The sequence below is a fragment of the Desulfobacterales bacterium genome (genome assembly GCA_034003325.1).
In the GTDB taxonomy this organism is placed as follows: Bacteria; Desulfobacterota; Desulfobacteria; order Desulfobacterales; family JAFDDL01; genus JAVEYW01.
Genome location: JAVEYW010000001.1, coordinates 33,838 through 59,911, shown reverse-complemented (window position 1 = coordinate 59,911; position 26,074 = coordinate 33,838). Strand labels below are relative to the sequence as shown.

At 50.5% G+C, this 26,074-nt stretch carries 25 protein-coding genes and 1 CRISPR repeat array; of the genes, 4 read left to right on the top strand and 21 right to left on the bottom strand.

What is annotated here, in order from left to right:
* Positions 1 to 40: 40 nt before the first annotated feature.
* From RBT11_00285 to RBT11_00220, 14 genes are all read right to left on the bottom strand, one after another.
* On the bottom strand, positions 41 to 1,408 hold the full coding sequence (locus RBT11_00285; protein ID MDX9785190.1) for a hypothetical protein: 1,368 nt from the start codon (positions 1,406 to 1,408) through the stop codon (positions 41 to 43).
* A 191-nt stretch (positions 1,409 to 1,599) separates the two neighbouring features.
* Complete coding sequence (locus RBT11_00280; protein ID MDX9785189.1) at positions 1,600 to 2,958, bottom strand: LytR C-terminal domain-containing protein; 1,359 nt, start codon at positions 2,956 to 2,958, stop codon at positions 1,600 to 1,602.
* Positions 2,959 to 3,131: 173 nt separating this feature from the next.
* The gene (locus tag RBT11_00275) at positions 3,132 to 4,091 is read right to left on the bottom strand and encodes a tetratricopeptide repeat protein (protein MDX9785188.1); all 960 of its coding nucleotides are present in this window, start codon (positions 4,089 to 4,091) and stop codon (positions 3,132 to 3,134) included.
* 5 nt (positions 4,092 to 4,096) lie between these two features.
* Entirely contained in the window at positions 4,097 to 5,065 is a 969-nt protein-coding gene (locus RBT11_00270) for a type II secretion system F family protein (protein MDX9785187.1), read from the bottom strand.
* 8 nt (positions 5,066 to 5,073) lie between these two features.
* Complete coding sequence (locus RBT11_00265) at positions 5,074 to 6,042, bottom strand: type II secretion system F family protein (GenBank protein MDX9785186.1); 969 nt, start codon at positions 6,040 to 6,042, stop codon at positions 5,074 to 5,076.
* Between the two features lie 13 nt (positions 6,043 to 6,055).
* A complete protein-coding gene (locus tag RBT11_00260) occupies positions 6,056 to 7,396 on the bottom strand; it encodes a CpaF family protein (protein MDX9785185.1) in 1,341 nt (446 codons plus the stop codon).
* Positions 7,397 to 7,417: 21 nt separating this feature from the next.
* Positions 7,418 to 8,575, bottom strand: coding sequence for an AAA family ATPase (locus tag RBT11_00255; GenBank protein MDX9785184.1), 1,158 nt, complete (start codon positions 8,573 to 8,575; stop codon positions 7,418 to 7,420).
* Positions 8,576 to 8,787: 212 nt separating this feature from the next.
* Entirely contained in the window at positions 8,788 to 10,092 is a 1,305-nt protein-coding gene (locus RBT11_00250) for a TadG family pilus assembly protein (protein MDX9785183.1), read from the bottom strand.
* A gap of 43 nt (positions 10,093 to 10,135) precedes the next feature.
* A complete protein-coding gene (locus tag RBT11_00245; GenBank protein ID MDX9785182.1) occupies positions 10,136 to 10,558 on the bottom strand; it encodes a TadE/TadG family type IV pilus assembly protein in 423 nt (140 codons plus the stop codon).
* A 15-nt stretch (positions 10,559 to 10,573) separates the two neighbouring features.
* Positions 10,574 to 10,852, bottom strand: coding sequence for a hypothetical protein (locus RBT11_00240; protein ID MDX9785181.1), 279 nt, complete (start codon positions 10,850 to 10,852; stop codon positions 10,574 to 10,576).
* 408 nt (positions 10,853 to 11,260) lie between these two features.
* Entirely contained in the window at positions 11,261 to 12,697 is a 1,437-nt protein-coding gene (locus RBT11_00235) for a type II and III secretion system protein family protein (GenBank protein ID MDX9785180.1), read from the bottom strand.
* A 25-nt stretch (positions 12,698 to 12,722) separates the two neighbouring features.
* A complete protein-coding gene (gene cpaB, locus RBT11_00230) occupies positions 12,723 to 13,601 on the bottom strand; it encodes a Flp pilus assembly protein CpaB (protein ID MDX9785179.1) in 879 nt (292 codons plus the stop codon).
* Positions 13,602 to 13,629: 28 nt separating this feature from the next.
* Positions 13,630 to 14,184 (bottom strand): A24 family peptidase, encoded by a 555-nt coding sequence (locus tag RBT11_00225; GenBank protein MDX9785178.1) that lies wholly within the window; start codon positions 14,182 to 14,184, stop codon positions 13,630 to 13,632.
* Between the two features lie 234 nt (positions 14,185 to 14,418).
* Positions 14,419 to 14,592 (bottom strand): Flp family type IVb pilin, encoded by a 174-nt coding sequence (locus RBT11_00220; protein ID MDX9785177.1) that lies wholly within the window; start codon positions 14,590 to 14,592, stop codon positions 14,419 to 14,421.
* 889 nt (positions 14,593 to 15,481) lie between these two features.
* On the opposite strand from RBT11_00220, the gene RBT11_00215 reads away from it, so the two are divergent.
* Positions 15,482 to 16,192 (top strand): retropepsin-like aspartic protease, encoded by a 711-nt coding sequence (locus RBT11_00215; protein MDX9785176.1) that lies wholly within the window; start codon positions 15,482 to 15,484, stop codon positions 16,190 to 16,192.
* Between the two features lie 158 nt (positions 16,193 to 16,350).
* On the opposite strand, the gene panC is transcribed toward RBT11_00215, so the two are convergent.
* Positions 16,351 to 17,205, bottom strand: a complete 855-nt coding sequence (gene panC / locus RBT11_00210; GenBank protein MDX9785175.1) for a pantoate--beta-alanine ligase — start codon at positions 17,203 to 17,205, stop codon at positions 16,351 to 16,353.
* Between the two features lie 258 nt (positions 17,206 to 17,463).
* The gene (locus tag RBT11_00205; GenBank protein ID MDX9785174.1) at positions 17,464 to 17,631 is read right to left on the bottom strand and encodes a hypothetical protein; all 168 of its coding nucleotides are present in this window, start codon (positions 17,629 to 17,631) and stop codon (positions 17,464 to 17,466) included.
* A gap of 35 nt (positions 17,632 to 17,666) precedes the next feature.
* Between RBT11_00205 and RBT11_00200 the strand changes: the two genes are divergently transcribed.
* Positions 17,667 to 18,269 carry a GAF domain-containing protein gene (locus RBT11_00200; protein ID MDX9785173.1) on the top strand — a complete coding sequence of 201 codons (603 nt, stop codon included), beginning with the start codon at positions 17,667 to 17,669 and terminating at the stop codon, positions 18,267 to 18,269.
* Between the two features lie 122 nt (positions 18,270 to 18,391).
* On the opposite strand, the gene RBT11_00195 is transcribed toward RBT11_00200, so the two are convergent.
* The 5 genes from RBT11_00195 to RBT11_00175 all read right to left on the bottom strand — a co-directional run bounded on the left by RBT11_00195 (position 18,392) and on the right by RBT11_00175 (position 24,038).
* Positions 18,392 to 19,234, bottom strand: coding sequence for an HDOD domain-containing protein (locus tag RBT11_00195; GenBank protein ID MDX9785172.1), 843 nt, complete (start codon positions 19,232 to 19,234; stop codon positions 18,392 to 18,394).
* The gene (locus RBT11_00190) at positions 19,231 to 21,141 is read right to left on the bottom strand and encodes an ATPase, T2SS/T4P/T4SS family (GenBank protein ID MDX9785171.1); all 1,911 of its coding nucleotides are present in this window, start codon (positions 21,139 to 21,141) and stop codon (positions 19,231 to 19,233) included. Before RBT11_00190 ends, RBT11_00195 begins: the two co-directional genes overlap by 4 nt.
* Before the next feature lie 208 nt (positions 21,142 to 21,349).
* A complete protein-coding gene (locus tag RBT11_00185; GenBank protein ID MDX9785170.1) occupies positions 21,350 to 22,930 on the bottom strand; it encodes an MBL fold metallo-hydrolase in 1,581 nt (526 codons plus the stop codon).
* Complete coding sequence (locus RBT11_00180) at positions 22,921 to 23,673, bottom strand: 4'-phosphopantetheinyl transferase superfamily protein (GenBank protein MDX9785169.1); 753 nt, start codon at positions 23,671 to 23,673, stop codon at positions 22,921 to 22,923. Before RBT11_00180 ends, RBT11_00185 begins: the two co-directional genes overlap by 10 nt.
* Before the next feature lie 44 nt (positions 23,674 to 23,717).
* Entirely contained in the window at positions 23,718 to 24,038 is a 321-nt protein-coding gene (locus RBT11_00175; GenBank protein ID MDX9785168.1) for a carboxymuconolactone decarboxylase family protein, read from the bottom strand.
* Between RBT11_00175 and RBT11_00170 the strand changes: the two genes are divergently transcribed.
* Positions 24,037 to 24,417, top strand: coding sequence for a hypothetical protein (locus RBT11_00170; protein ID MDX9785167.1), 381 nt, complete (start codon positions 24,037 to 24,039; stop codon positions 24,415 to 24,417). The genes RBT11_00175 and RBT11_00170 overlap by 2 nt on opposite strands.
* A gap of 91 nt (positions 24,418 to 24,508) precedes the next feature.
* Complete coding sequence (locus RBT11_00165) at positions 24,509 to 25,426, top strand: transporter (GenBank protein ID MDX9785166.1); 918 nt, start codon at positions 24,509 to 24,511, stop codon at positions 25,424 to 25,426.
* 245 nt (positions 25,427 to 25,671) lie between these two features.
* Positions 25,672 to 26,074: a CRISPR direct-repeat array (repeat unit 37 nt; unit sequence GCTTCAATGAGGCCGGAGCGGTAACGCTCCGGAAAAC).

The window sequence follows — 26,074 nt, the reverse complement described above, 5'->3', positions numbered from 1 at the left end:
GACATCATGGGGAATTTGGACAGGCTGTTTTCTGACGGCGTCAATTATCATCTAAAACGGTTACGGTATTTGAAGCGAAACTTTTGTTGTCTAATGGCGTGGTGAGCGTTGCGCTTATAACCCCTTGCGTGCCATCATTCTTGCTTGGAACGATGGTCACGGCATAGGTAATTCGGCCTAATGTGTTTGGAATGATAAATGGGTTGTCACCCAGCACGCTTCCGTTGGAAAGGCTCAAATTGACTTCCGAGCCTCGTGGAAGCGGATTTCCGTTTTCATCGGCGATGGTCATTACCAGTGTACCTGAATTTCCTCCCCGCAAATCGAGGGTGGAGGGGGACAGGGTAAAGGTATCGGCAAAACTGCCGGACATGACAATTTTGATTTCCGCCCGAACATAAACCAGTTCTTTGGTGCACAGCCCCTGTTGTTCTGCTTCGTTCGAGCACAATGAGCCGTTATAAATGCCGTTCGGCATGTCATCATATACCCCGTTGGTATTATAATCCCAAAAAGGTTCACACTCATCCCGAATAGAATTGCCGTTGTCATCCCGGAAAGCATCAGGCGCCATGTCTGTTTTCTCATCGAAGGTATCCACTGGGTCAAAATAGGCATTACTGTTCGTATCAAAAAAACTTTCTTCGCCGATCAGAAAGGCGGTGATGGTAGATAATCCAACCCTATCTGGCGGACAATTGGCATACCTCGGGTCCCCGCTTCGCCATATCACTTCGCAGACGCCGTCTACCAATACACCGGATTCACTGATGGAGCCGAGTTCGGTTGTGAAATAGACAACAGTGCCGTCCGGAACGAAATTATTGAAGTGATCGGCCGCTTGAAAAGTGATCGGCACTTCAACGTTATTATAATCCCAAGCCTCCGGGTTGAAGGTTTCGGTGGAAATGCTGATGCTGTTCTGGTCCGGCAAGCCGGTGCTGATGATGAGCGTGTCGGATGCTACGGTAATAGCCGGATTGCTGTCCCTCACCGTTGCCTGAACCTTTATTTCAGTGGCGACCGAGCCCGAATTAACAGTTGTCTGCACAAGACCCGACGCATCGGATACATCCTGCGTTTCGGATAAGGATAGCTCGCCGATCTGTGTTGAAAGGGCAAACTCAACGATACTGTTAGGTACCGGATTACCATCCGAATCCGTTACTTTGAAAACGATCACGGACGTTTCGGATCGAGCGGGGCCGCCCGTATTTTTGAGGGCGATAAAATTGGGGGTTGCGGAAACAAAATTAATGTGGGCCGCCACACCGGCAGGTGCAGGCGTATCATCATCCACAGGGGGCGTCGATGTTCCATTAGAATCACTGCCACCACCACCGCCGCAACCGAAAAGCAACAGCAAGACAAACAACAAAAATACCGCATCTCTATTGAACCGCTTCATGTACCATACCCTCCTTCATCGGAAGCTTTTAGCTCTTGGATTGTTGTAAATTCAGCCAGAGAATTCATTTCTCACCTTCAATGCCAATTAATTTATACTTATCCGCAGATAACGCAGATTTCGCAGATGGATCAAACCGGATTTATTATTTGTCCGAGTCAATCCATCATTGAAAATGTGAACGCATGTATTTAGAAAACCATATCCGAACCCAGCAGCACCCTTATCCGCGATCCTTTTTGGGCGGACTCAACCAGACGCGCGGTGCAGTTTCCGGGAAGCTCTTTTGCAATGACCTTGGCGATAGACTGCTGGCCGGGTCCGTAGCTGACGGTTGTTTCCGTATATGAAAAATGATCGGCATCGCTCAGACGGGCGATTTGAAAGCCGCGATTCTTCAAATAGGCGCCAACCTTTCTCGCAATCCCCCGGACGCCGTTTCCGTTCGCAATCTCCAATCTGGATGTGTGGCTGAAAAAAGCATTCAATGACGCCATGTCTCGTCCGATCAGCAAGCGAATCTGCGACCGTTCAAGCGCTTTTTCGGTAAGTTGAAGACTTTTGTTCGCCCCTGTCAGGAGGCCGGCCACTTCAGCGGCCTGATCCCCGTATCCCTTTTGATAGTAGATTATGGTTTTGGCATGCCCGAAGTGGTCGGCATTCGCCGCCCGGATAGCATTGACGCCGCAGCGCTTGAGGTAGTTCCGCAGGTTGGTTGCCAGCCTTCGAACCCCGTTGCCGTTGAGCACCTCGACCCTGGCTTCCCCTATTTCGGTTTCTACGGGAATCACATTGATGGGGTGGGCGACAGCCGCCATGGGGATAGTCACCGGGGTTTCCAAAATTTGTACTTTTTCGGAAGTGTTGGGTTCTGCCCGGGGGGCGGCGGCACGCTTCGGCTCATTCCCGACCGGAAGAGGCGCAGGACCGGTCGACAATTTTGCCATCAGCCGATCCGCGTCGGCCTTGTTCGCGGCAGTTTGAAATTCGGTGGTTGCCCGGTCATAAGCCCCGGTCATGAAATAAGCCAAGCCCAGGTTTCGGTGATACTGGTTTTGCGTGCTGTTTTTGGCGATGGCTTGTTTCAATGTCTCTTTGGCGGATTCAAAATCCTTCTCCAAAATAAAGGAATACCCGAGGTTGTTGAGCACATGGTCCAGGTCGGGGTTGATGATGAGGGCGGCTTTATAACACCGTTGGGCCGCCTTATAATCCCCTAAATGATCAAAGGAGTAGCCCATGGCGTTATAAGCTTCCGCGTGATCCGGCGCCATGTCGACCAGTTCCTGCAAGACGCTGACGGCGAGTCTGTGCTTTGAAATGCCCTGAAAATACTTTGCCAGCTTGTACTTGGCCTCGATTTCGCCGTTAACGGGTCGCACCGAAGCCCCGAAGGTGGTGATGCCTTGCTTATCAATGCCATTGACATGCCGCTCTTCTGCTTTTGAATGCGGATAAAGCTTGTTGGTCGAAGAGGAGGAAATGCACCCCCCCACCAGAAGAATGATTGCAACCGTCAACGGAAGGTATTTATTTTTTCCGTGCATCATGAGCCCCCTCTCCCATTTAACTCAGCCATCCTGAAACCCTGTCACCCCATATAGCCCATAACCTAATCCGGCAAAGCCGGATGCTGGAATGCTGGGATGCTGGGATGCATAAAAGTTATCTTTCACCTTCGGCGATTATACACGAAAAAGCGTGCATGTTTCTGGTAAAGGGCCTATAGCCCCTCTGCTCCCCCCGCTCTTTTTGCCTCTTTCAAATTTTCCCCGGCTTTCACATAATAAGAGGGAGAAATCTCAATGGCTTTCTCAAAACAACGAACCGCTTCCGCATTTTTTCCCGCTTGCAGGTAAATACATCCTAAATTGTTGTATGCCTGCGCTTCTCCCACGCCTTTTTTGAATGCCGCCAACGCATCGTTATATTTCCCCTGGTTGGCCAATACCAACGCCAGGTTATTATAGACTTTGCTGTTTGCGTATTTTAGGGCCACGGCCGCCTGAAACGCCTCGGCCGCTTCCGGAAATTTTCCTTCCATTGAATAGGATACGCCGAGGTTATTGTAAAGGCTGCCGTTTTGAGGCTGAATTTGCAGGGCCGAGTGATACTGTTGAATCGCGCGGGGGTGGTCTTTTTGAATATCGTAAATATTCCCCAGATAATTATAAGACTGCCAAAGCCGGGGATTCAGTGAGGTGGCTTTCAGAAAACAGTCTTCGGCGCGCTCGTAGTCTTTTTCCAGGAGATACACGCGGCCCATGCCTTCCCAGGCAGGAGCGAAAACCACTTTCTGATCGATGACCTTTTGAAATTGCTGGCGGGCGTCAGTCAATTTTTTGCCCGCTAAAAAGGCCACCCCGATCTTGTATTGCACCCGCAGATTGTCGGGGGTTTGTTCAAGCGAGCGCTCATATTGCAGATACGCCTTGTGGAGATTGCCTTTTTTGAGCATGGCGTCTCCGAGCACCTCATATTCGTCACCGGTCATTTCGGGCAGCTCCGGGGTCGGCGGATCATTGTAGCCCAAGGCTTCGGCTTGATTTTCAGGAATATTTTTTACGTGCTGGTAGTCCGGGTTTCCGTATTGGACGAGGGAATCGGTTTGGTTTTTACCGGTGGCGCAGCCCAGGGCGATGAATAATAGCAAGGCCAGGGTGATCGGGTAGAAAATGCCCATGCAGTCTATTGCCCCATTTTGATAAATGTTTCGTAAATTCTGATTACACCGGGTCCGACCATGATCAATAAAAACGAGGGGAAAATAAAAAATATTAAGGGAAACAGCATCTTGACCGGAAGCTTGGCGGCGGCTTCCTCCGCTTTCTGAAATCGCTCGTTCCGGTAGGATTCTGAAAACACCCGCAACGCCTTGGCGATGCTGGTGCCGAATTTATCCGTTTGAATGATCAGGGTCACCAGGCTGTTCAGGCTGCTGATATTGGTCCGCAATGACAGCGCCCGCAAGGCATCCTGCCGGGATTTGCCGGCCCTGAGTTCAAGATTCAACAAATCGAATTCACTGCTCAGTTCCGGGTGAGTGAGCCGCATCTCCTTGGAAATTCGTTTGATGGCGCTGTCCAGACCGAGGCCGGCTTCAACGCACACCACCATCAGGTCCAGGGCATCGGGCATGGCCTTGATAATTTTTTGTCTTCGGACCTGCGCCCTGATATAAAGCCATAAATCCGGCGTATAGAACCCGATCACGCCCAGTCCGACGGTCAGCCCCATGAACACCTGCCCGGTCATCGGCTTTAAGACGGTAAATTTCAGAATGAAAAACCCGATACAGATCAGAAAAAGCAAAAAAACTTTGGCACCCCAGAACATGGATGGCGCGTTTTGGGATCGGATTCCCGCCCTGAGCAGCCGAAGTCTCAACGCGGAATATTGCGCGGTGCTTTGATCGTTAAACCCCGGCGCTATTTTACCGATAAGGGTAAACAGCCGCTGAAAAAAGGATGCAGCCGGCGTTTCTTCAGGTTCTCCATCATATTCCCATGTGTCCCTGCTCTCCTGAATCTTTTGCTTCATCTCGCTGCGCCTGGATAAAGAACCGGCAAGTTTCCCAATGCCCATCGTCATCAGGAACAAGGCCAGAAACACAGTGGTGATAAAGGCATACATGAGATAAGAATCGGTGATATTCATAAACCCCCTCACACCTCAATAGCCGCCAGTTTGTTGACCAAGATGATGCCGATGAGCAGGAGCCCGCCACAGACACCGATCATGACTCTTCCTATGGGATGCTCTAAAAGAAAGCCTAAATATTCCGGACTCCTGACATGGAAAAAAAGCGCCAGCAAGAAGGGCAGAACGGACAGAATCACGGCTGAAAACTTGCTTTCCGCGGTCAAGGTTCGAACCTTTCCCTTAAATTCGAAATTTCGTCGCATCAAGTCCGCCAGTTTTTCCAGCAATTCGGCCAGATTCCCGCCGGTCTCCCGTTGCAGGGTGACGGCGACGACGAAGTACTTTACTTCCGGGCAATCGACTCGGTTGGCCAGATTTCTCAGGGCGTCCGTCATGCTGACGCCGAAATTGACTTCCCTGAGAACCTCGTCGAATTCCATGGAGAGAGGGTCTTCGAATTCATCCGCCACCAGCTTCATGGCGCTGGTCAGGGCGTGGCCGGCTTTTAGCGCCCTGGCCATCAGGTCCACCCCTTCGGGCAGTTGCGTCTGGAAGTTTGCAAGCCGCTTTCTTTTTAATATGATTAAATAAACATAAGGAAGCGCGGCCAAAGAAAAAGCGGTCACAACGGCCAGAAGCCGGTTATGCAGCAAGGCCGATACGCTCCAAAAGGCGATTGCGCCCAGCAGCAGGCTCAAAAGAATATAAAATCCCATTGAATAGGGCGCATTGGCCTGAGTGGTCAATTTTTCCAGGGAACGCAGCGGGGAGATCGCGAGCAGCAGCCTGTTCAGAAAAGGCACATCACTTAAAACTCGTTGTTTGACGATATCCACATCTTCGGTGGGATCGGAAAGGAAAATGTGCTTTTTGATGCGTTTTCGAATGCCGGCCCGCTTGACGGCGTCAAGGTTTCGGTAGGCATATTGGATCAATTCAATGATGCTGATGGCGGCAATGAACAGCAAAAGGCCGATCACGACTTGATTCATAATAACCCCTTCATCAAACGTCCAGGACGTTGGACGGATCAAAGATCTCATTGGGCAGGTGAATACCGGCCGCCTTGATTCTTTCGGCAAATTTCGGCCTGACGCCGTGAAACCGGAATTGACCCCGCGCGTTGCCATCGGCATCGATTCTGGTTTGCTTAAAAGAGAAGATTTCTTGCATGGTGATGATGTTGCCCTCCATGCCCACAATCTCCTGCAGGCTGACCAATCGCCGCTTCCCATCGACCATGCGGGAAACCTGAACAATGACGTTGATGGCCGAGCTGATAAAGCGCCTCAAAAATTCACTCGGAATTTCCAGATTGGCCATGGCAACCATGGTTTCAATTCGCATCAGGGCATCCCGCGCGGTGTTGGCGTGCACGGTGGTAAGGGAACCGTCGTGCCCGGTGTTCATGGCCTGAAGCATGTCAAAGGCTTCGGCTCCGCGGACCTCACCGACAATAATGCGATCCGGCCGCATCCGAAGGCTGTTTCGAACCAGATCCCGTTGAACCACCGCTCCCGTCCCTTCGATATTGGCCGGCCGGGTTTCCAGTCGAACCACATGTTTTTGCTTGAGTTGAAGCTCGGCCGCATCTTCAATGGTAACAACCCGCTCTTCCTCGGGAATGAAGCGGGAGAGAATATTGAGCAGGGTGGTCTTGCCGGAGCCGGTGCCGCCGGAAATAATCACATTCAATTTGCTCTGGACGATTCCTTTGAGCAACTCGCCGATTTGTGGCGTCAGCGTTTTAAACCCGATCAGATCTTCCAGCTCGAGCGGTACCACGGCAAAGCGCCGGATCGATACAATCGGTCCATCCAGGGCCAGCGGCGGAATAATGACGTTTACACGGGAGCCGTCTTTAAGCCGGGCATCCACCATCGGGGTGGATTCATCGATGCGACGGCCCACGAGGGAGACGATTTTGTCGATGATGGTCATCAGGTGCCGGTCATCTTTGAACCGGGCATTGGTTTTTTCCAGTTTCCCGCGACGTTCCACATAGATATTTTTATAGGTATTGACCAGAATATCCGAGACTGTGGCATCCTTCATCAACGGTTCGATGGGCCCCAAGCCCAGCACCTCATCCAAAATTTCCGAAAATATTTTTTCGCGTTCCGCCAGGTTCAGCGGCAGGTTTTCGGACTCTTCCCTCAGAATCCTTTCCACCACCGGTCTAAGCTGCAACCGGAGCGCTGCATCTTCGAGGGTATAGATGACCGACAGGTCGACCAGATCCAGTAAGCGGTTATGGATTCTGCTTTTCAGTTCAAAATATTCATCGGGCAGGGGCGTGTCTTCGGCAACTACAGGCGGGACGGCCTTCGTGGGAACTGGTTTCAACGTAATCTCCTCTTAATAAACTTAACGGTCAAAAAGGCGCCACCCTTTTTTGGCTTTTTTTTCGGGTTGCGGTAGCATCTGATGGGTCATATCCAGCAGGCTCTTTGCAATTAGTGAATTCGGCGACATCTGCGATACCGGTTTGCCCTGATTGATGGCGGTAATGGTCGTGGTGTAATCATTGGGAATGGTCCAGAAAATCTCACTACCGATGCCTTCCGCCGCGTCCTTGAGGGAGATCTCGCTTTTTTTCAGATACCGGTTAATCACCACCTTAACCTGGTTTCTCGATACGTACCCCAAATCGAAAAAGGATTTAAGCAGCCGATTGGTGTTGCTCAGACACGGCATGCTCAGCACCGCGATCAATAGGGTGCTGTCGGAAATCTGAAGGGTGCGCAACGTGGAATCCCCCAGGGATTGCCCGCCGTCCACAACGACAAAATCGAACATGGTCCGCATCAGCCCCAGCAGCACGTCGATGATTTTAGGGGAGGGGGCGATGTGACCGTTCAAGTAGGCGGGGGAGGGTAACAGATGAACCCCGCTGGAATGTTTGGACAATACATTCATCAGAAACATATCATCCAGGCGGTCGATGTTTTTAGTGATTTCGCCCCAATGGTATTTTGGCGTCAGATCTAAGAAAAGCGGAGTGTCCCCGAAAAGGGTGTTCAAATCCAACAGGCAGACCGTGTTATTTTTATCGAGTTGGGCCAGCGTCACCGCCAGGTTGACCGCCACGGTGGTCGTGCCCACGCCGCCCTTGCTGCCCACCACGCTGATAATTTGACCGGATTTTTTTGGGGTGATCTGCTCGACCGGCCCTATCCGGGTTTTAAAGCGCTCGATGGCCGCTTCAAACTCTTCCGGCTGAAAGGGCAACGGGAAAAATTCTTTGACGCCCATTCGCATCAAGCGCATGAGCAGGGCCGAGTCCGAGCTGTTCGCCAGGACAAAGAGCTCGGTGGCCTGTTGCCTGGATTTTAGTATGGTTTCAATTTGTTGAAGCGCCTGATCATCCGTTCTGCTCAATTCTATGATGATCAGGTAGGGCATTAGCCCGGCGTTTGGCGCCAGCACATGAAACTCGGGATCCTTACGAAGTATTTTGTTTATTTCCTCGAACAAGGATGCATTTTTAACAATCAGTTTTACTGGGTACTTCATTGTGTCCATGATAATCTCAATAAAATAGAGCGGTTAAATCAATTGAAAAAGGCACCCTGCGGCTGCTAATTCAAAAGAGATGATAAGATCCTGTAATTTTTTATTAACTTGAAAAAGCCTGATAATAAACTGTTTCAATTCGGTATGGATTCATATTTTTTAAGTTAGCATTTAACACCAAACCTTAAAATTTGCCGAATTCGCGTTTTTTTTAGTCAAACTCAATCCACAAGTACCGGTATTTTTGCCAGAATACCATAGTTGCGCCCTCCTGTTAATCCAATGGGGGGTTGATCCTCGTGGCAAAGGGGAAGAAAATAAATAGATTTTTTAGCGTAAGTCGCGGGAGTGATGCCGTCGGGATTTACTAGATCAAAATGATTTGTAAAGCTAATCCATCTTCTTTCCCCGGCTGCATCTTTATCCTTAGGTTTGTCATATAATTCATCTTTATCGAGGGGGTCGCAATCCCAATCTCCCATTTTCTCAGGTGCTTCCGCTATGTTATCTTTCTCGTTGACCCAAACAATTGTCACAGAAACCGCTCCTCTATGAATGTTGCAAGGGCCAGGGTTTTTCCCATCGCAGTCGATCACTGGCAGTGTGAACTTAACTGGCTGTGGATTATCAGGGTCAAGGGTATCGATCCAACATTTATAAAGCGGTCCAAAAACTGGACCTTGAATCTCACCACCCCGCGTGGACATTGGGGTATTCACGGTTAACTTTTTGGGATTTACTCCGGTATTTCCTTCATCAGTACAGTAATCTGCATAATCAGACATGGCTTCGTTTTTTGCATTTCCAGGGCACGATCCGTCTTCATTTTGATTGAAATCGGTCCAACCGGCTGTCTCGCTGGTTTGATCATCATTACCACTGTTTATCATTCTTCCAATGTTGCATGCCAACTTCCCGCTCACCCACAAACTTTCGCTGCAGATGGCAATGGGGAGATCGACTTCTTCCGGGAATAAAGTGCCGGCAAATCCTATGTAGGCTATCGATGAAGCTTCCATTTCGAAGTCTTTTATTCCAAAAATTTGTGCAAAATAGGATGCTACGGTCGAATTTTTTCTTTCGACGGACACTTTAACAGCGTTAATAAAGCTTGGCAAACCATCAAGCTCTTTTTCAGAAAAATTTGATATATCAGTTACATTTAGTACTAATTGGGTTTCAAAACCTCTTTCCGAGATGGCATTTAGTCCAAAACTCCAATGTCCAATTTCGACAGCTTTAACTTCAACCGCAACGTTTTCGCTTTTATTTGCCTCGGCTGCAGCTTTGCCTGTCGATTCGGTGGTTTCTTTCTCAATTGAGGTGCCGTCGTCACTGTAAAGAACCCGCGCAGCAGCCAACGCACCTGCATCCGCAGCGTTTTTTAGCTCATTTCTGGCCACAACCAAATGGGAGACGTCAATCGCAAGTGCCGCCATACCGAGCAGCATTACCATTGCACAGACGACCATAATCAGGACAGCGCCACTTTCATTATTATACTTTAAAGGGTTTGTCGTTTTCATGACGGCCTCAATTTGCTGGTTAATGGTTATAGTTAGACGCAGGTTACTCATTGCGCATAACAGAAACACCGGTCAAAGTGATGCTCGGGTCGAATCCGGGGATAAAGTTCGGTATCACTAAAAAGTCATAGTCATATTCGACAGTTACCGTCAAGTTGTCACCAGGTTCATCTCCCTCGCGTAAAGGTTTTATTTTAAGATCGTCTGCACTCGCGTCGCCAAAGGTTATCAGATGGGTTTCACAGTAATCTTTCGCTATGGTTCTAATCTCATCTATGGTAAGCCTGGCCGGTTCATTATAAACAATCCCCGCGCGCGCGCCTTCTCTACTGGCGTTGGTGATCATGGCCTTGTTGAAAAACGCCACGCCGAACTCAATGGACGCAAACAATAAAAGAAGCAATAACGGCAAAACCAGGACAAACTCCATCAATACGGCACCGGTTTGATCTTTAATTGGTTTCATTTTAATCACCTGCTATCATTTTATGGTATATACGTTTAACGTTTCTTTTTTGGGTGCGGGTCTTGTAAATGTTTTTCGGTATTCGTCCGTGATAACTTTAGCATTTTGTCCGTCCATACCCTCAACGGCAGTAAGATCTTTCCCCGCATTGGGATTGGCTGTTTGCAGATAAACCATGCTCTCATACGACCGGCCCCAATTTCTTTCCAGAGCCGTGTCTTTGGTATTTGCGCAACTTGTAAGGGCCATCAGGGCGATACCGGCAAATATCCACGCCATCAACTGTTTATCCATTTTGAACTCCTGTTCCGGCTGCCCCGGAAATTGAAAGTTGTAAGGGGCACTGAATTTTTTGATATACCGTTTATGTAATGCGCATTGTCGATTGATCGTCGGCATTGTAGGGGCGAACCTATGTGTTCGCCCTGATTACGAAGGGCGGACACACAGGTTCGCCCCTACGGGGTTGCGGGCAATAGTCAGTGTTAGGCCCTTTATCAGAAACATACACGTTTTTGCGTGTATGTTCACTGAAGGTGGAAGATGTCTTTTATGCATCCCAGCATCCGGCTTTGCCGGATTAGGTATATTGGCATTTTCTGATTCCCTAAACCTACCGACAACCCGCGCCAAGGGCGTTAATTCCCCTGCCTGGTGTGCAATTCCAACGCCTCACGCCTTACTCCTCACGCCTCACTCTTTTTATTCCGGCATCGTGTGCCCGAAATCCCCATCCATTTTCAGACCGGCCGCTGAAACCGCCACCGGTGATTTTCCTTGCAGCACGCCTTCCAGATAAATTTCAGAGTCCCCGGGTTCAACATAAAAATCTGTGGGGAGTGTCTGTGCCGCCAAGTTCAGCGGTTTAACCAATCTAGGCGTTACCACAATAACCAGCTCGGTTTCTTTTTTTTGAAAAGAGCGGCTCCTAAACAGGACGCCCAGAACAGGGATATCTCCTAAAAACGGATACTTTGATATGCTGTCCCGAATATTCTCGTTCAGCAGGCCGGCGATGGCGAAGCTCTGACCGTCTCCCAGTTCGACGGTGGTGGATGCACTTCGAGAGGTAAGGCCCGGAATAACAAAACCGGAGAAACGGACGGCGGTCGTAAAATCAAGCTCAGATATCTTTGGCGTCACATTGATGCTGATGCGGTTATTACCAAGCACAATCGGGGTGAAATTAAGTTTCACGCCGAAATCCTTGTATTCGATGGCGACGGTTCCCAGACCCTGCGGAACCGGCACCGGAAACTCTCCGCCCGCTAAAAAACTCGCGCTTTGACCGCTCAGCGCAACCAGGGTAGGTTTGGCCAAAACTTTTGCCATGCCGTCCTCTTGAAGCGCATCGATGAGGGCCGTATAAGTGACATCATTTGCGCTGAAACGGTACAGCGCATTGACGTTGGAGGAAACAAGGTTGGAAAATGTCGGGCTGATCGTTCCTATATTGGCGTCATCCGACCCCACCAGTTGCGTGAGCCCGCCCAGCATGCTGACGACGACATTATTGAGATTGTCTTCATTGACCGCACTGAAATTGATGCCGAGTCGTTTCCCGGTTTGTTTGGATATTTCCGCCACCCGGACTTCCAGCATGACCTGGTGACCGCCGCCGACCTCCACGAGATTATTCACTTTTCCCTTGAGCGCGTAGGATTCCGCCAGGGCGACCGCCTGCGCCAGGTTGTTGGTGTTTGACATTCTGCCGGACAACATGATGGTGTCGTTCATTCGAAGCACCTTCAGCTCGGTTTCCGTCGGAAAGAGGGTGTGGAGTTGCTCCTTTAAACCGGACAGGTTATAGCCGACTTCCAGATTATAAACGGCAAGGACGCTGTTGTCTCTCCAAAGGGTCAGATTGGTCGTGCCGGCGGTTTTACCGGTAATATAGAGTTCCCGCGGGGAGAGGAGCAGGTAATCCGCCACCTCCGGGTCCGCCACGGACACCCGTTGCAGCGGATACGTGCTGCGAAGGATGGTTGATTTTCCGGAATCCAGATGCAGCCTTTCTACCGACGTGTTGTCAACCACCACCGAATCCACGGCTGACGCTATGGCGGGGCAAACCAATAAGCCGGCGAGCCATAAAAAACATACCGAGCGAGTAAGTTCAATTTTTAGAAGCCGAAACATAGGGTCCATTCCTTCTCGGGTTAGCTTATTTTAAAGAGCTGGTGTTCTTTGTCATCTCGGTGCCTCGGATCATCTCGACGGTCACGGCGCGCCGTGGGGCCCAGGTGCTCCTTCGCTCCGCCTTTTTTTCTATTTTTACGGGTTTGGGCTCCGGTGCTTGCGGGGCATTCAGCATCAGAGAGGCGAGGGTTTGCGAAATGGTCGTGCCCCGGGTTAAAATATTTTCGAAATCAAGCTGGTTTCGAAGCGCAAATTGCAGTTTGCCTTGCGCCGCGGCCAGCGCCAGTTTTTCCGATTCTTCCGGTGTTACCTCCAGCGCATAGACATCCACCGGGGCCGGCTCGCCCTTTTCGTTCTTTTGAATCTGTGTGCCGGTGGCCAGAACAAGAATATTTTCCAGAACAATTTTGGTTTTGTCTAATTTCTTTTCGGTTTCTGGATCTTGCATGGTCACCAGGACATCGACCCGGTTGCCGGGGTTGATGAGGCCGGAGATGCCGATAACCTTGTCGCCCTTGACCGCCACTGCCCGCTTTCCAGTGGAGAGGACCGCTGAGACACCTCCGGTTTTAATGTCAACCGGCGCGAGGCGGTGTTCCACCACCGGGTCTCCGGGTTTGAGCGGAGAAACAGTCACCCGGTCTTTCAGCAGGGCAACATCGCTGAAATAGCCGTTAGGCAGGCTTTCCTTTAAATAAGGGTTTTTTTTGAGCATTTCGGGGGTTAGTTTGGTGCCCCAGGGTATGTCGATGGCCGCCACGGCGACGGGAACCGCGTCCGACTCAACCCGAACCATTTCTTTTGGCGCGGTTTTTTTCTGAATCCATTGATACGCCAAAAAGCTACCCGCAACCGCAATAACCAGCGAGAGCAGAATAGGGAAGATTGCTTTCCAGTTGCCCATAATTTTTAACTCCTGTTAATTGATCCTTTCAGCCGATCAACTGGTGTCCTGTCAATTCAAGAACGACATAGCAAATGGTGCCCAATGCGATGGGAATGCCGTAATACACACGGGGCCTGCGCCGTTGCTCCGATTCGGGATCGGGAATAAATTTCCGGAATACCCATAGCAGATGAAACGTAACCGCTAATTGTTTGAAATAACCTTTAAACAACTGCCGGTTGCATGCAACTAAAATAACGGCGTAAATACAGCCGATAATTCCAATGTAGAGGAATGCCACCACGGTGGCTCTGGCGCCGATGAAAGCGCCGACAGCGCCCAGTAGTTTGGCATCTCCCGCGCCCATACCCCCCAGCAACCAGGGTAGGATCAGAAGGGCAATGCCGATTCCTATGCCTTTCAGGCTGAAAAAAAAACCCTGCCAACCGTAAACGCCGGTATAATAGCCGAGCGCTATCACCATTGCCGGAAAAGTAAGGGCATTTGGTATCTTCTGTATCCTGAAATCGATAACGGCAGCAATTGTAACTGTTAAGAAAAGGGCTGCGATAAGATATATCTCTCCTGTAGGGTTAATCAATAACATATACCTAAATCAGCTCTCTTTTTTTTGAGCCAAGCGGCGCATTGAAGCAATACATCCATAAATTTGAGAATAACCAGGATCCTTTCAGTATTCTTTAGGCAAGGTGTTAATAATTGGCTTATAGCCGATGAGATTTCTTGCCTACCGCAGTCATTAAACTGATAGAGCTGGCTATGTTGTAGGGCATTCCTCTTTTGCAAAAGAAATGCCCTACAAGGTAACGAAAGATCATTCTGCTGGGGGGTTTATTTGACCTTGGACATATTGCATCGTATCTTCTGACTTTGTGCCAACTAATGTCATTCCCCCAATCGCCGCCACCCCAATCAAAACTGCCAAAAGCACATACTCAATCAATGACGCACCTTCTTCATCCTTCAAAAAAGCCATAATCTTTTTCATTTTTCTTTCTCCTTTGCAATTTTATTTTTATTTGGCAAAACGCAGGAAGACCCTGCAATTAAAAAACACTACATTCTGTTGATTGACCTTTGGCCCCCTAATCCGGCAAAGCCGGATGCTAGAACGCTGGGACGCTGGGATGCATAAAAGCCATCCTTCACCTTCGGCGAATATACACGTAAAAGCGTGTATGTTTCTGGTAACGGGTCAAAACAGCCACAAAAATTATTTCTTCTCTTTACACGTTGATTTCAGCAGCGCGCTTTCAATTTTTCTAAAAAGGGATAAAGCAAAGCGTGTGCCAAAATATAGATCAAACCTGTTTTTAAACCTCGGCCCATTGGCCTGAATGGCTATGCAGCTCACTCCGGACAGCATTCTATATAGTGGTTTATCAGTTCACAAACACTACAAGTTGCGTAAAATGGAAGAAATGAGCATATGCACATTCCATTATTTCTTCTCAATTTAAAAAAACAACAACCGGCATCATATCAAATTGTTATCAAAAAATTGGGCTCATGAACCAGCAGTCAAACCAAACGGGTGATAAGCAGACATCTATTCTCTCCGTATACTCCCGTAAAGCCCGTTTGGGAATAGTTTTTCATAGCTTTGGGTAAAAAAATACACATAATGGTGGTAAAAAAAGTAACAAAAAGAAAAGCTTATAAATTGTTTGACAATAGTTTCCTGTCGGGTGATTTCTGCACGCGAGGCGCTTTTTCAGCAAGAAAGTCCCTTTTTCAGGTGAAGTTGTTACTCATTCCGCCCTTGCGCTATTCAAAAAATTCATGAATAAACCAAATTGGTTAAAATAATCATTTTGGCAACAGGCCCCATTTGATACGATGACGAAAGAAAACTTTTTTCAAACCGGAGGAGCCGGATGCGACCCAGCACCTTGTTACTTTTTATGCTCATATGCGTGTGGACCCCTTCGGCGTATGCCGCCGATAACTACATTATCGGCAGGGATGGGGGCGGACTTTATTTTGAAACCGATCGGGGAGACAGTTGGTATATCGGCGGGAAGGATTTAAAGTATTTTAAAGTGGGGGACAGCGGAACCTACACCCTTCATCAGGATGCCGGTGGCGCCTACATCCTTACCGACCAGCGAAGAAAATTTTATGTGGGACAAAATTTGGACATTGGTGCCGAAAAAACGTCACTTTCTCCTGGCGGAGAACACCCGGCGCAAAAAGGCAAAAAAAAGGAAATGAAGGTTGTTGTCAACGGCAACCAGGTGCTCGTTCCGGTAACCATTAAAAACAACTATCATAAGGTCGATGCGCTGCTGCTCCTGGACACCGGGGCGTCCATCGTGATTTTGCACCGGGAAATCGCGGACAAACTGAAGCTCAAACCGATTCAACAGGCGCAGATCATGGTGGCGGGCGGCGCAACGATTCCCATGTCGGTCGTTTCGTTAAGCGATATGGCGGCGGGCCCGGTGCGAAAGAAAAATATATACGCGGGTGTCATAGACAATCAAGGGGGGGACACGCCTTACCAGGGGCTTTTGGGGATGAATTTTTTAAAGGGAACAAGGTACCAGATCGATTTTAAAAAACAAACGATCCGGTGGGAGGAATGAAGGCTTTGTAATGGTTCCTGCAATACGCAGTTCAGACCATTTACCGGAAACATGCACGCTTTTGCGTCTATATTCGCCGAAGGTGAAAAATGGCTTTTACGCATCCCAGCATCCCAGCATCCAAGCCTCCCAGCCTCCCAGCATCCGGCTTTGCCGGATTAGGTAGATTCGCCACCGGCTTCCACCGTCATGTTATCAATCAACCGTACATTGCCCAGAAAAACTGCCATGGAGAGCAACACGTCGCCCTTGATGACGGTCATCTCTTCAAGCGTTTGCGCGTGGGCGACGCTGAGGTAGTCGATACGGGCGTCGGGCGCTCGATGGATCACTTGCGCCATGATCTCCTTTAGTTTGTCGGCATCTTTTTCCCCGGAAAGGCAGGCCGCTTTCGCAGCGGTAAGGGCTTGATACAGGCAAACCGCCTGCTTTCGGTGCGCTTCGGTCAGATTGACATTCCGCGAACTCATGGCCAGCCCGTCCTTTTCCCGCTCGGTTGCGCAGGGAATGATTTGAATATTAAAATTAAGATCCTTGACCATTTGTTGAATGACCGCGACCTGCTGAGCGTCTTTTTGCCCGAAATACGCGCGATGCGGCTGGAACACATTAAAGAGTTTGGCCACCACGGTGGCAACGCCTTGAAAATGGCCCGGCCGTGAAGCGCCTTCCAGCACTTGGGTGATGGTATGGACCGTTACCTGCGTCTGATATCCCGGTGGGTAAGCGATCTCGGGCGTGGGGGTCCAGACCAGATCGACCCCTTCCTTTTCGAGCATGGCAAGATCCCGCTCCAGGTTGCGGGGATATTTGGCCAGGTCGTCCGGATTATTGAATTGGGTCGGGTTTACGAAAATGCTGACGCCGGTTCGGTCATTCTCGGCTTTTGAGCGACGCACCAGGGTCATATGCGCTTCATGCAAAAAACCCATGGTGGGCACAAGTCCCCATGCCTGGATAGGCTCATTCCATCGGAATTGCCGAATGGATTCGATGTCGGAAAATACGTTCATAGTGCGGGCCACCGTTATCGTGAACTGATGGAAGATCAAAGCCCGTTGCAAGGCTTGTCTTGAGAAAAGAAATCTGTCGTCTATCCTTATGATGAATATGACTATAACGAATTTAATTATAATTCAAGGCTCAACCGCAACGCGGCGGTCTCTTGGCGCTCAAGCTGCTTGACACGGAGTAAAATACTAACTTATAGTTTTAACCAAGAGGGGCTGTAACAATTCCATTGACAAAGCACCGGGTGTGGCGTTGGCGCGTTATTCCTTTTCAGGCCCTTCGCGGAGATACCGGAACTTTTTTTGCTTCGAACGGTTCAGCGAGGTATCTCTTTTTAAAGCTCGCCAAGTTGAAGCCACCAGCGCATCACCTTTTTTAATCGTTTCTTTTTCTCGAAGTTCCATCACATCGAATGCTGCTTTTTTCATATGGTGTTTAATCATTAACCCGAGGAGGAAAAACGATGGAAAAACACGCGATGTACTATGACATGCTGGTGAAGGTGACCAACGCCATTTCACAGTGCAAGGATCCAGAAGAGGTTGCGTTATTGACGGTGGAAAGCGTCACCACCGCGTTGAAAGTCAAGGGGTGCTCGGTGTTTCTTGTGAACAGAGAGACCGGTGAGCTGGGGTTGGCCGCATCCTATGGGCTCAGTCAGGAGTACCTGACCAAGGGGCCGGTCCGCTATATGCAGGAGCTCGGCGAAGTAAAAGACCAGGTGCCGATCGCGATTTACGACGTTCAGGACGACCCGAGAATTCAATATCCGGAGGCCGCCAAAAAAGAGGGAATTTCTTCTTTGCTGGGGGTACCCATCGTCGCGCACAATCAGGTGGTAGGCGCGTTGCGCATTTATACGGCTGAACCGTGGGAATTTTCCATGCAGGACATCACCTTGGTTCAGGCGGTCGGGCAAATTTGCGGCATGGCGATGGACATGTGCCGGTTGTACAAAGGCTACAAGACGAGCATTGAAATACTGAAAAACCTGCGGGGAAAGGAATATTACCAGTCTCGCGGGTGGACGCCGTATGAAGGGATTCCCAAGAGCTATACCAAATAGCATCCGTCCAGTTCCGAATGAAGCTATCAGCGATCAGCTACGAGCTATCAGCTACGAGCTATCAGCTATCAGCTATCAGCTATGAGCTATGAGCTATCAGCTATGAGCTATCAGCTTCATACTTACAAAGCCAGGATGCTCGAATCCTCAAGCGCGATTTCCAGTTCGGCGATGTCCAGCTCCGATAGGCCGAGAAGTTGCGCCACCGGCGTTGCGGCCAGAATCAACTCGCTCGGGTCATGAAGGCCGATGCCCATCTTATTGCAGGTGATGTCGGCCATCTGAACCAGGAGCAGTATCATGGGGGAATTGTCCGAAGGGTCCTTGTGGTGTTCCTTTGCCACGTCGCAATAGGCTTCCGGCAGATTCCATTGCGTCATCAGCATAAACCCGTGCTCGGTGTGCAGGCTGTCCATGATTTCGTTCATGAAGGTGTCGGACGGATTGAAGTTGAGTTTTGGATCGCGCCGAATGAATTCGATCACGGTGAGTAAAAATAATTTTCCGACATCATGCAGCAACCCCGCGACAAAGGCCTGATCTTTGAGTCGGGGATAGCCGCACCGGACGGAAAGCCAGCCGGCGCCGATGGCCGTGCCGACGGAATGTCGCCAGAGGCGGGTCATGTAGGTTTGAATCAATTTATCCTTGGACTTGAAATTGGCTTTTTGCGTGACCAGAATAACGATGGCGCATACCTGGTCGGTACCGAGCCGCACGATGGCGTCCCGTACGGTTGCGACCTTGGTCAACCCCCGAAAAAAGGCCGTGTTGGCCATTTTGATGACCTGACCGGTAAGCGCCTGGTCCGTAATGATCAGACTTTCAATCTCGGCGATATCCGGTTCCGGTTTGGCGGTTTCCTGCTGAATTTTCAGGGCGGTTTTGTCAAACACCGGCAATTCGACCTGGTTCGATGTCAGGTGCGCGTCGATGATATCTTTAAAGGAGGTTGTTTCGTTCATATCTTTTCTCCGGAAATGCGCCGCAGCTCCGCCAGGGGCCTGGGCCGGATGACCTGGGGCAGGCATCTGAGCACTTCATCCAGGGTGGTGATTCCCCGGGCCGCCTTCAGAATGCCGTCCTCGATCAAGGTAACGAGCCCGCTTTTTTCAATGCTCATCTGGCGGAGCTGATAGGTGCTTTGCCGGTCAATCACGGCATTGCGCAGAAATTCGTCCATGATGAGGATTTCCAGAATCGCCGCACGCCCCTTATAGCCGGTAAACCGGCATTCCGGGCACCCCTTGCCTTTTTGGAACTCGCCTCCGAGCACATCCTTGGCACTATAGCCCAGGCGGCGAAGCGCGGCAAGACTGGGTGTTTCCGGTTCCGCGCAGGCTTTGCACGGTCTGCGGACCAGGCGCTGGGCTACCACACCCACCACCGTGGCGGCCACCAGGAATGCCTCGATGCCCATGTTGAGCAATCGAATGAGCGCGCCGATGCTGTCCTCCGTGTGAAAAGTGGTGAGAACCTTGTGACCGGTCAGGGCCGCGTTCACCGCGACATCCGCGGAGAACTTGTCCCGAATCTCGCCGATAACGACCACATCCGGATCCTGACGGACAATATGGCGCAGGGTTTCTTCAAACGTCAGGTCCAGTTTCGGATTGATGGAACATTGGGCGATGCCGTCGATGATGTATTCCACCGGATCTTCAGCGGTGATGATACTGGTGGTGGGGCTGTTCAGATAGTTGATGCAACTGTAGACGGTGGTGGTTTTGCCCGAACCGGTGGGGCCGGTCACCATCAGCACACCGCTGGGCCGATCGAGCGCCTGATATTGAAACCGTTCGAAAATTCGAGGGGATATGCCGACATCTTCGATATTGAGCAGGGTGGCCTGCTGCTTGAGCAGGCGCATCACGATTTTCTCTCCGTTAATGGTGACGTAGAAAGATACCCGCAGGTCCACCTGCGTGTCGGCGATATCAAACAGAATGCGGCCCCCCTGATGCCGGCGCTTTTCCGCAATATCCGCGCCGCACATGATCTTGAGCCGGCTGGCTAAGGGCAATATGAGCTCCCGTTCGTAATCCTTGTATTGCACCAGCACGCCGTCCTGCCGGAAACGAACCCGCAACCGGTCGTTCATCGGTTCGATATGAATATCGCTGACATCCTCATTCACCGCGGTGATGATAATGTTGTTGACGATGCCGACGACCGTGTCATGAGCGACCTCGGCCTTGTTCACCATGCGGCTGCTGCGCTCCATCTGTTTGAGGGCTTCCTGTATGGAGGTTTTCAGCGCAATGGCCGGCCGAATGTTCTGGCCGAAAAATTTTCTGGCCTCAGCCAGTTCGTGCTTGTCCAGCGGATCGGCAAAGGCAACGATGATCTTGTCCCCTTCTCGGCGGATCGGAATCAGGCGATGATCCTCATACCATTTGTGCGGAACTTTGCGGTAGAGTTCCGAATCTATTTTTGTAAATTGGGGGTCGATATACTCAAAGCCCATTTGCATGGAAAGCACTTCGATGAGCTTTCGCTCGTCGATGAAATTATGCTCAACCAGAATTTCTCCGAGCTTTTTGTTGGCCTTCTCTTTTGCTTTGATGCTTAGCGCGGCTTTCAAATCCCCTTCGGTCAACCGGCCCAGTTCGACCAGCATACGCCCGATTCTCAACTGAACCCGGTGATCGTGAATGGCGTCCCGGATTTGCTGATCGGTTACCTGCTTGAGTTCTTTAAAAACCTCCAGGACGGTTTTCTGCGTGGGAAGCTTGGCTTGAATGCGGCGGGCGTACTGGGCCTGCTCTTCGGTAATATAGCCCTCTTCAATCAGGGCGCGAACAATATCACCGGATTCCGGGAAATCCATGTCGGTTGGCGGCGTGTCCTTAGCGGTGTCTTTTTTTGTCATTCCCGTTTCCCTGTGGATCAATGATGATAGGTCCGCAAAAATAAATGCTTCACGCAAAGCCGCCAAGAACGCCAAGAAAAGGGGATAGTTCTGGGGTGGGCCGCGCATGGAAAAAAGGCCGGGAGAGAAAGCGAGGGGGGCGCCACCCCGTTACAATGGTCATGCCGACGAATTGATGCTACATGTGAAGCCGTTTGGAACCGCATAATTATTTTAGCTGCAAAGATTCGCCCGGTCTGGGAACCGATACCTGATACCCTTGCGATGCCAAATGCGCGGCAAAGGATACCGATTGTTCTTCCTCACCATGAACCAAGGCAATTTTTTTCACCGTTAAATTCGATGTTTTCAGGAACCGGCAGATTTCATCTTTATCCGCATGGGCGCTGAATCCGTTGATGGCAACGACATGCGCCCTTAATGGATAGATTTTATTAAAGAATTTCATCATCGGCGCCGGATCGGGACGTCCGGCTTTTTCATAGGCGGTGCCTTCCTCGAGAAGTCTTCTTCCCAGTGTGTTTTTGGCCATGAACCCGACAATCAGAATGGTGTTTTTGGGGTTGTGTATCTTATAGCGCAAGTGGTGAAGAATGCGGCCCGCCTCGCACATGCCCGCGGAAGCGATCACGATATGCGGGCGCTCCTCTCGCATCAGGGCCATGGATTCCTCTACGGATTTAACAAAATTGATATTGCCGAACATGAACGGGTTGATTCCTTTTTGCAGGAATGCTTTATGGGTTTCATGGTCATAGAGCTCCGGATGCTCTCCGAATACCTTTGTTAAGTTGGAAGCCAACGGGCTGTCCACATAGATCGGTACTTTCGGGACCTCATTTTGGTTATAGAGTTCGTGAAGTTCATAAATAAGTTCCTGCGCCCGGCCGAAGGCGAAGGCCGGTATCACCAGCGTGCCGCCCCGTTCCACCGTTTCGGTGACGACCTTTTTCAGGCGTGCTTTCGTGTTCTCGGCCGATTCATGAACGCGGTTGCCGTAGGTGCTCTCCAGAATGAGCAGGTCGATATTCCGGTCCGATGCATCGAATTGAAGGTTCGGATCTTTAATAATCGATTTACCGAAACGTCCCAGGTCGCCGGAATAGCAAACCGTGAATGATTTGCCGTTTTCAGTGGCTTTGAGAATGCTGATGGCCGAACCGAGAATATGACCGGCTTCGTAAAAGGTGCAGGTAGTGTCATGGCCGACGGAGATGGCCTGCCCATAAGGATAGCCATCAAAAAACTGGAGCGCTTCGGCGACATCGGCCTGATCGTAAAGCGGTTCCACACGTTCCAGATGGTATTGGGTCAGCAGGGTATCGATGGTTTGCCGGTTAAGTTCATTTCGGCTCAATTTTAACAGTTTTTGAACCTCTTTTTTCCGGCGCTTGGACACCGTGCGGGATGCCGTGAGATGACCGGAATGATGAAGTGCCGCGCGGACCGTTTTATAATTGAGATACTCGGCATCCGACTCCTGAATATGCGCGCTGTCCCGCAGCAGATACTCACAGGCATCTTTGGTGGCGCGCGTGCAGAGCACCCTGCCGCTGAAGTTGTTTTTGGTCAACAAGGGAATTCGCCCGGAATGATCCATGTGGGCATGGGATAATACCACATTGGTGATGAGGCCGGGGTCAAAGGGCAGTGTCTTGTTTTTTTGCTCGCTTTCCTTTCGTCGGCCCTGAAACATGCCGCAATCAAGCAAAATCCGGTCTGAGTTGCTTTGCACCAAGTGCATGGATCCGGTGACTTCCCTGGCCGCACCGTAAAAAGTTAGGAACATGATATCTCCTTATCCAGTTGAAGTGGAACGGTTTCATATGTTGTTAGATCGTACCGGTGCGCCGGTCGCTGACGCACTGATACGGCCAGCAAATGGCGTGAGGTCGGCTGCAACGACCAGAATCGCCACCGGGTTTCCTCTTCTCTCATCGACGGGTCGCAGGTGACGTGCCAAGCGCCGTCTGCCGATGAGTGAAAGCTATATTGATTGAGCGCAAGCGTCAAGCCCAATCCTTTGGCCTTGCTGAAGGATTCCTTCAGCGTCCAGTATTGAAAAAACCGAAATTGTTGATCAGTTCCGGAAAGTGCGGTGAGCGCCGTGATTTCCTGCTCTGAAAAATACCGTTTGGCGATTTGCATGGCGTTGATTTTTCGTCTGGCGCTCTCCGCATCCACACCGATTGGCTGCTCTAACACGACGGCGCAGGCAATGATGCCCGCTGTATGCGAGAGATTGAATCGAAGGCGTGCCACGCCTTCCGGCAATATAATTTCGGGCCGGCCGTGCTCGTTTTTGGAAAATTGCCAGCATTCCGGCGGATAATCCGCATACCGGGAAAGCGTTGAACGGACCAATGCGCGGCTGACAAGGTACTGGTGCCGGTGCTCGGGGAAAATAAACCGCTCTTTCCGTGCGTTTTCCTCAGGGGAAAGCAGGGTGCCATAGGTTGAGAGAAGAGTTGCATCCCGTATCTGATCCGGGTAGCAGATCCACAAATGCACCTGATCCGGTTCAAGTTCCATTCGGCAAAACAACCGGTGCTTTTTTTCGCATTTTTTCCAAAGTGCTATGGTTTTCCCTGCTCAAAAACCTCATCGGCCCAATTCATGGCCGCCATCATGTTGGAAAAGCCGGAGGAGGTCAGCGACAGCAAGATGGCATGGGTAATTTCTTCTTGCGTCACACCGGCGGCCAACGCCTTTCTCGTGTGCGACATGACACCGCCCCTGGAGTTGACGCCGACGGCAATTCCAAGCATCACCAACTCCTGAACTTTTGCGTCCAGGGGGCCCGCGGCGCGGCAGACTTCGGCCAGTTGTTTATATTTTTCCTGAATGTCCGGGTAGTTTTGAGCAAACTGCGTGTAGAGTTTGGGTAGGTACATCATGACCTCCTTACTATGGTTAAATGAGGGGGATGGGAAAAACATTTATTTCGATGTTGTGATTATCCGTATCGAAGAGCGTAAAAGCAAACAAAAATTGCGGCGAATAAAAAAAGCATCACCCGAAAATTCAAAGATGCTTCTTTACGGGTTGATTTTTTCATTCACTTGGACTTATGCGTATCCGCTATTAGACCGATTATCAAAACCTTGTACGAAAAAGCGGCCTTCATTGGAGAAGGCCGCCGGCTGCCAAGCATCCCAGCATCCCAGCATCCCAGCATCCCAGCATCCCAGCATCCCAGCATCCCAGCATCCCAGCATCCCAGCATCCCAGCATCCCAGCATCCCAGCATCCCAGCATCCGGCATTGCCGGATTAGGCACTGAATCTTCCTTGACATTCGGCGCATCTTAAAGCAATTTACAAGGCATTTTTTAAGCCCTTTTGTTTAACCTAAATAGTGGAGAAGAATGATGAAACGCACGTATACCATTGGTTTGACGCTTTGCCTGTTCCTTCTTGCGCTGTGTCCGGTGCCGGCTGCCGCCTATGATCAGCCCTCGGTCAATCTCGGGTTTACCAGCTTTATGGACGGGGCGCCTCCGGCCGGTCCAGGCCTCTATTTTGCTGAATACATTCAATATTACACAACGGACGATTTTGCCGACCTGGCGATTCCCGACCCGGAACTGGATGTGTGGGTCAGTCTGAACCAGTTTCTCTATCAGTCCAACCAGACCGTGTTGCTGGGCGCCAAATGGGGAATGGATGTGATTGTGCCGATTGTGTCCCTGGACAGCTCGCCCTTGCCGGATAACGGAACCGGCATGGGAGATCTGCTGGTGGGGCCGTACTTGCAGTGGGATCCGATAATGGGACCCAACGGACCGAAATTTATGCACCGCATTGAATTTCAGTTTATTTTCCCCACCGGAAAATACGATGATGACAAGGTGTTAAACCCCGGCAGCAACTTTTTCTCGTTTAATCCATACTGGTCGGGCACCTATTTTTTCACCCCCAAACTGACGGCTTCCTGGCGACTTCATTATCTGTGGAACGCGGAAAACGATGACCCATTTATCGGATTCGGCGCTGATGACACGCAAGCCGGCGAGGCCATTCACTGCAACATCGCCGCCTCCTACGAGGTCATTCCCCGAATGGTGAGAATCGGCGTCAACAGTTATTATCTGAAGCAGATTACCGATTCGAAGGTGAACGGCCATTCGGTCTCGGGCAAGGAAGAAGTGTTTGCGATCGGACCCGGCGCGCTTTTTAGTTTTTCACAGGACACGCATCTTTTCCTGAATACCTATTTTGAATCCGAAGCGGAAAATCGGCCCGAGGGAGAGCGTTTCGTTGTCAGACTGGTGCACCATTTTTAATGCCGGGGAACACGATTATAGCTGCATTCTGATTTATTTTCAGTTACCGCCGGCGGACCGTCTGATCAGTGGAGGCCGCCGGCGTCCTGCAAAAACGCCAGCTCGGTCATGTGTACCGAACTTGATGGTGCCCCCTCCCAGGCAAGGATTACACACCACGGCGGATCATGTGGTTGTCCAACCTCCATTTTTTAACAATACCGGAAACTACATGGTAATGATGGGTGGTGCAGGTATGTTATGCCGCTTCAATGAGGCCGGAGCGGTAACGCTCCGGAAAACATGGGCGGCAGTGAGCACATCAATCGAGACACTTGCGCTTCAATGAGGCCGGAGCGGTAACGCTCCGGAAAACAAGCCGTTTCGCATGGTCCGGATCATCGAAACAGTTGCTTCAATGAGGCCGGAGCGGTAACGCTCCGGAAAACAAGTGATAAGTTTCTTTATGTCACTGGCCACAATACTGCTTCAATGAGGCCGGAGCGGTAACGCTCCGGAAAACCGCCTTGGCGGCCTTCGAGGACCCGGTGATGGTGGGCTTCAATGAGGCCGGAGCGGTAACGCTCCGGAAAACGCCTGGTTCTTTTCAGGGCAATCGATGCCGTATAGCCGCTTCAATGAGGCCGGAGCGGTAACGCTCCGGAAAAC

What these genes read in the sequence shown, in the direction of transcription:
- RBT11_00280 (MDX9785189.1), bottom strand. Translation starts at nt 2,958, where the DNA reads ATGATGCACGGAAAAAATAAATACCTTCCGTTGACGGTTGCAATCATT.
- RBT11_00195 (MDX9785172.1), bottom strand. Translation starts at nt 19,234, where the DNA reads ATGAACGAAACAACCTCCTTTAAAGATATCATCGACGCGCACCTGACA.
- RBT11_00245 (MDX9785182.1), bottom strand. Translation starts at nt 10,558, where the DNA reads ATGAAACCAATTAAAGATCAAACCGGTGCCGTATTGATGGAGTTTGTC.
- RBT11_00270 (MDX9785187.1), bottom strand. Translation starts at nt 5,065, where the DNA reads ATGAATATCACCGATTCTTATCTCATGTATGCCTTTATCACCACTGTG.
- panC (MDX9785175.1), bottom strand. Translation starts at nt 17,205, where the DNA reads ATGAACGTATTTTCCGACATCGAATCCATTCGGCAATTCCGATGGAAT.
- RBT11_00165 (MDX9785166.1), top strand. Translation starts at nt 24,509, where the DNA reads ATGATGAAACGCACGTATACCATTGGTTTGACGCTTTGCCTGTTCCTT.
- RBT11_00220 (MDX9785177.1), bottom strand. Translation starts at nt 14,592, where the DNA reads ATGAAAAAGATTATGGCTTTTTTGAAGGATGAAGAAGGTGCGTCATTG.
- RBT11_00200 (MDX9785173.1), top strand. Translation starts at nt 17,667, where the DNA reads ATGGAAAAACACGCGATGTACTATGACATGCTGGTGAAGGTGACCAAC.
- RBT11_00190 (MDX9785171.1), bottom strand. Translation starts at nt 21,141, where the DNA reads ATGACAAAAAAAGACACCGCTAAGGACACGCCGCCAACCGACATGGAT.
- RBT11_00185 (MDX9785170.1), bottom strand. Translation starts at nt 22,930, where the DNA reads ATGTTCCTAACTTTTTACGGTGCGGCCAGGGAAGTCACCGGATCCATG.
- RBT11_00265 (MDX9785186.1), bottom strand. Translation starts at nt 6,042, where the DNA reads ATGAATCAAGTCGTGATCGGCCTTTTGCTGTTCATTGCCGCCATCAGC.
- RBT11_00285 (MDX9785190.1), bottom strand. Translation starts at nt 1,408, where the DNA reads ATGAAGCGGTTCAATAGAGATGCGGTATTTTTGTTGTTTGTCTTGCTG.
- RBT11_00235 (MDX9785180.1), bottom strand. Translation starts at nt 12,697, where the DNA reads ATGTTTCGGCTTCTAAAAATTGAACTTACTCGCTCGGTATGTTTTTTA.
- RBT11_00170 (MDX9785167.1), top strand. Translation starts at nt 24,037, where the DNA reads ATGACCTCCTTACTATGGTTAAATGAGGGGGATGGGAAAAACATTTAT.
- RBT11_00250 (MDX9785183.1), bottom strand. Translation starts at nt 10,092, where the DNA reads ATGAAAACGACAAACCCTTTAAAGTATAATAATGAAAGTGGCGCTGTC.
- RBT11_00205 (MDX9785174.1), bottom strand. Translation starts at nt 17,631, where the DNA reads ATGAAAAAAGCAGCATTCGATGTGATGGAACTTCGAGAAAAAGAAACG.
- RBT11_00175 (MDX9785168.1), bottom strand. Translation starts at nt 24,038, where the DNA reads ATGATGTACCTACCCAAACTCTACACGCAGTTTGCTCAAAACTACCCG.
- RBT11_00240 (MDX9785181.1), bottom strand. Translation starts at nt 10,852, where the DNA reads ATGGATAAACAGTTGATGGCGTGGATATTTGCCGGTATCGCCCTGATG.
- RBT11_00275 (MDX9785188.1), bottom strand. Translation starts at nt 4,091, where the DNA reads ATGGGCATTTTCTACCCGATCACCCTGGCCTTGCTATTATTCATCGCC.
- cpaB (MDX9785179.1), bottom strand. Translation starts at nt 13,601, where the DNA reads ATGGGCAACTGGAAAGCAATCTTCCCTATTCTGCTCTCGCTGGTTATT.
- RBT11_00180 (MDX9785169.1), bottom strand. Translation starts at nt 23,673, where the DNA reads ATGGAACTTGAACCGGATCAGGTGCATTTGTGGATCTGCTACCCGGAT.
- RBT11_00255 (MDX9785184.1), bottom strand. Translation starts at nt 8,575, where the DNA reads ATGGACACAATGAAGTACCCAGTAAAACTGATTGTTAAAAATGCATCC.
- RBT11_00215 (MDX9785176.1), top strand. Translation starts at nt 15,482, where the DNA reads ATGCGACCCAGCACCTTGTTACTTTTTATGCTCATATGCGTGTGGACC.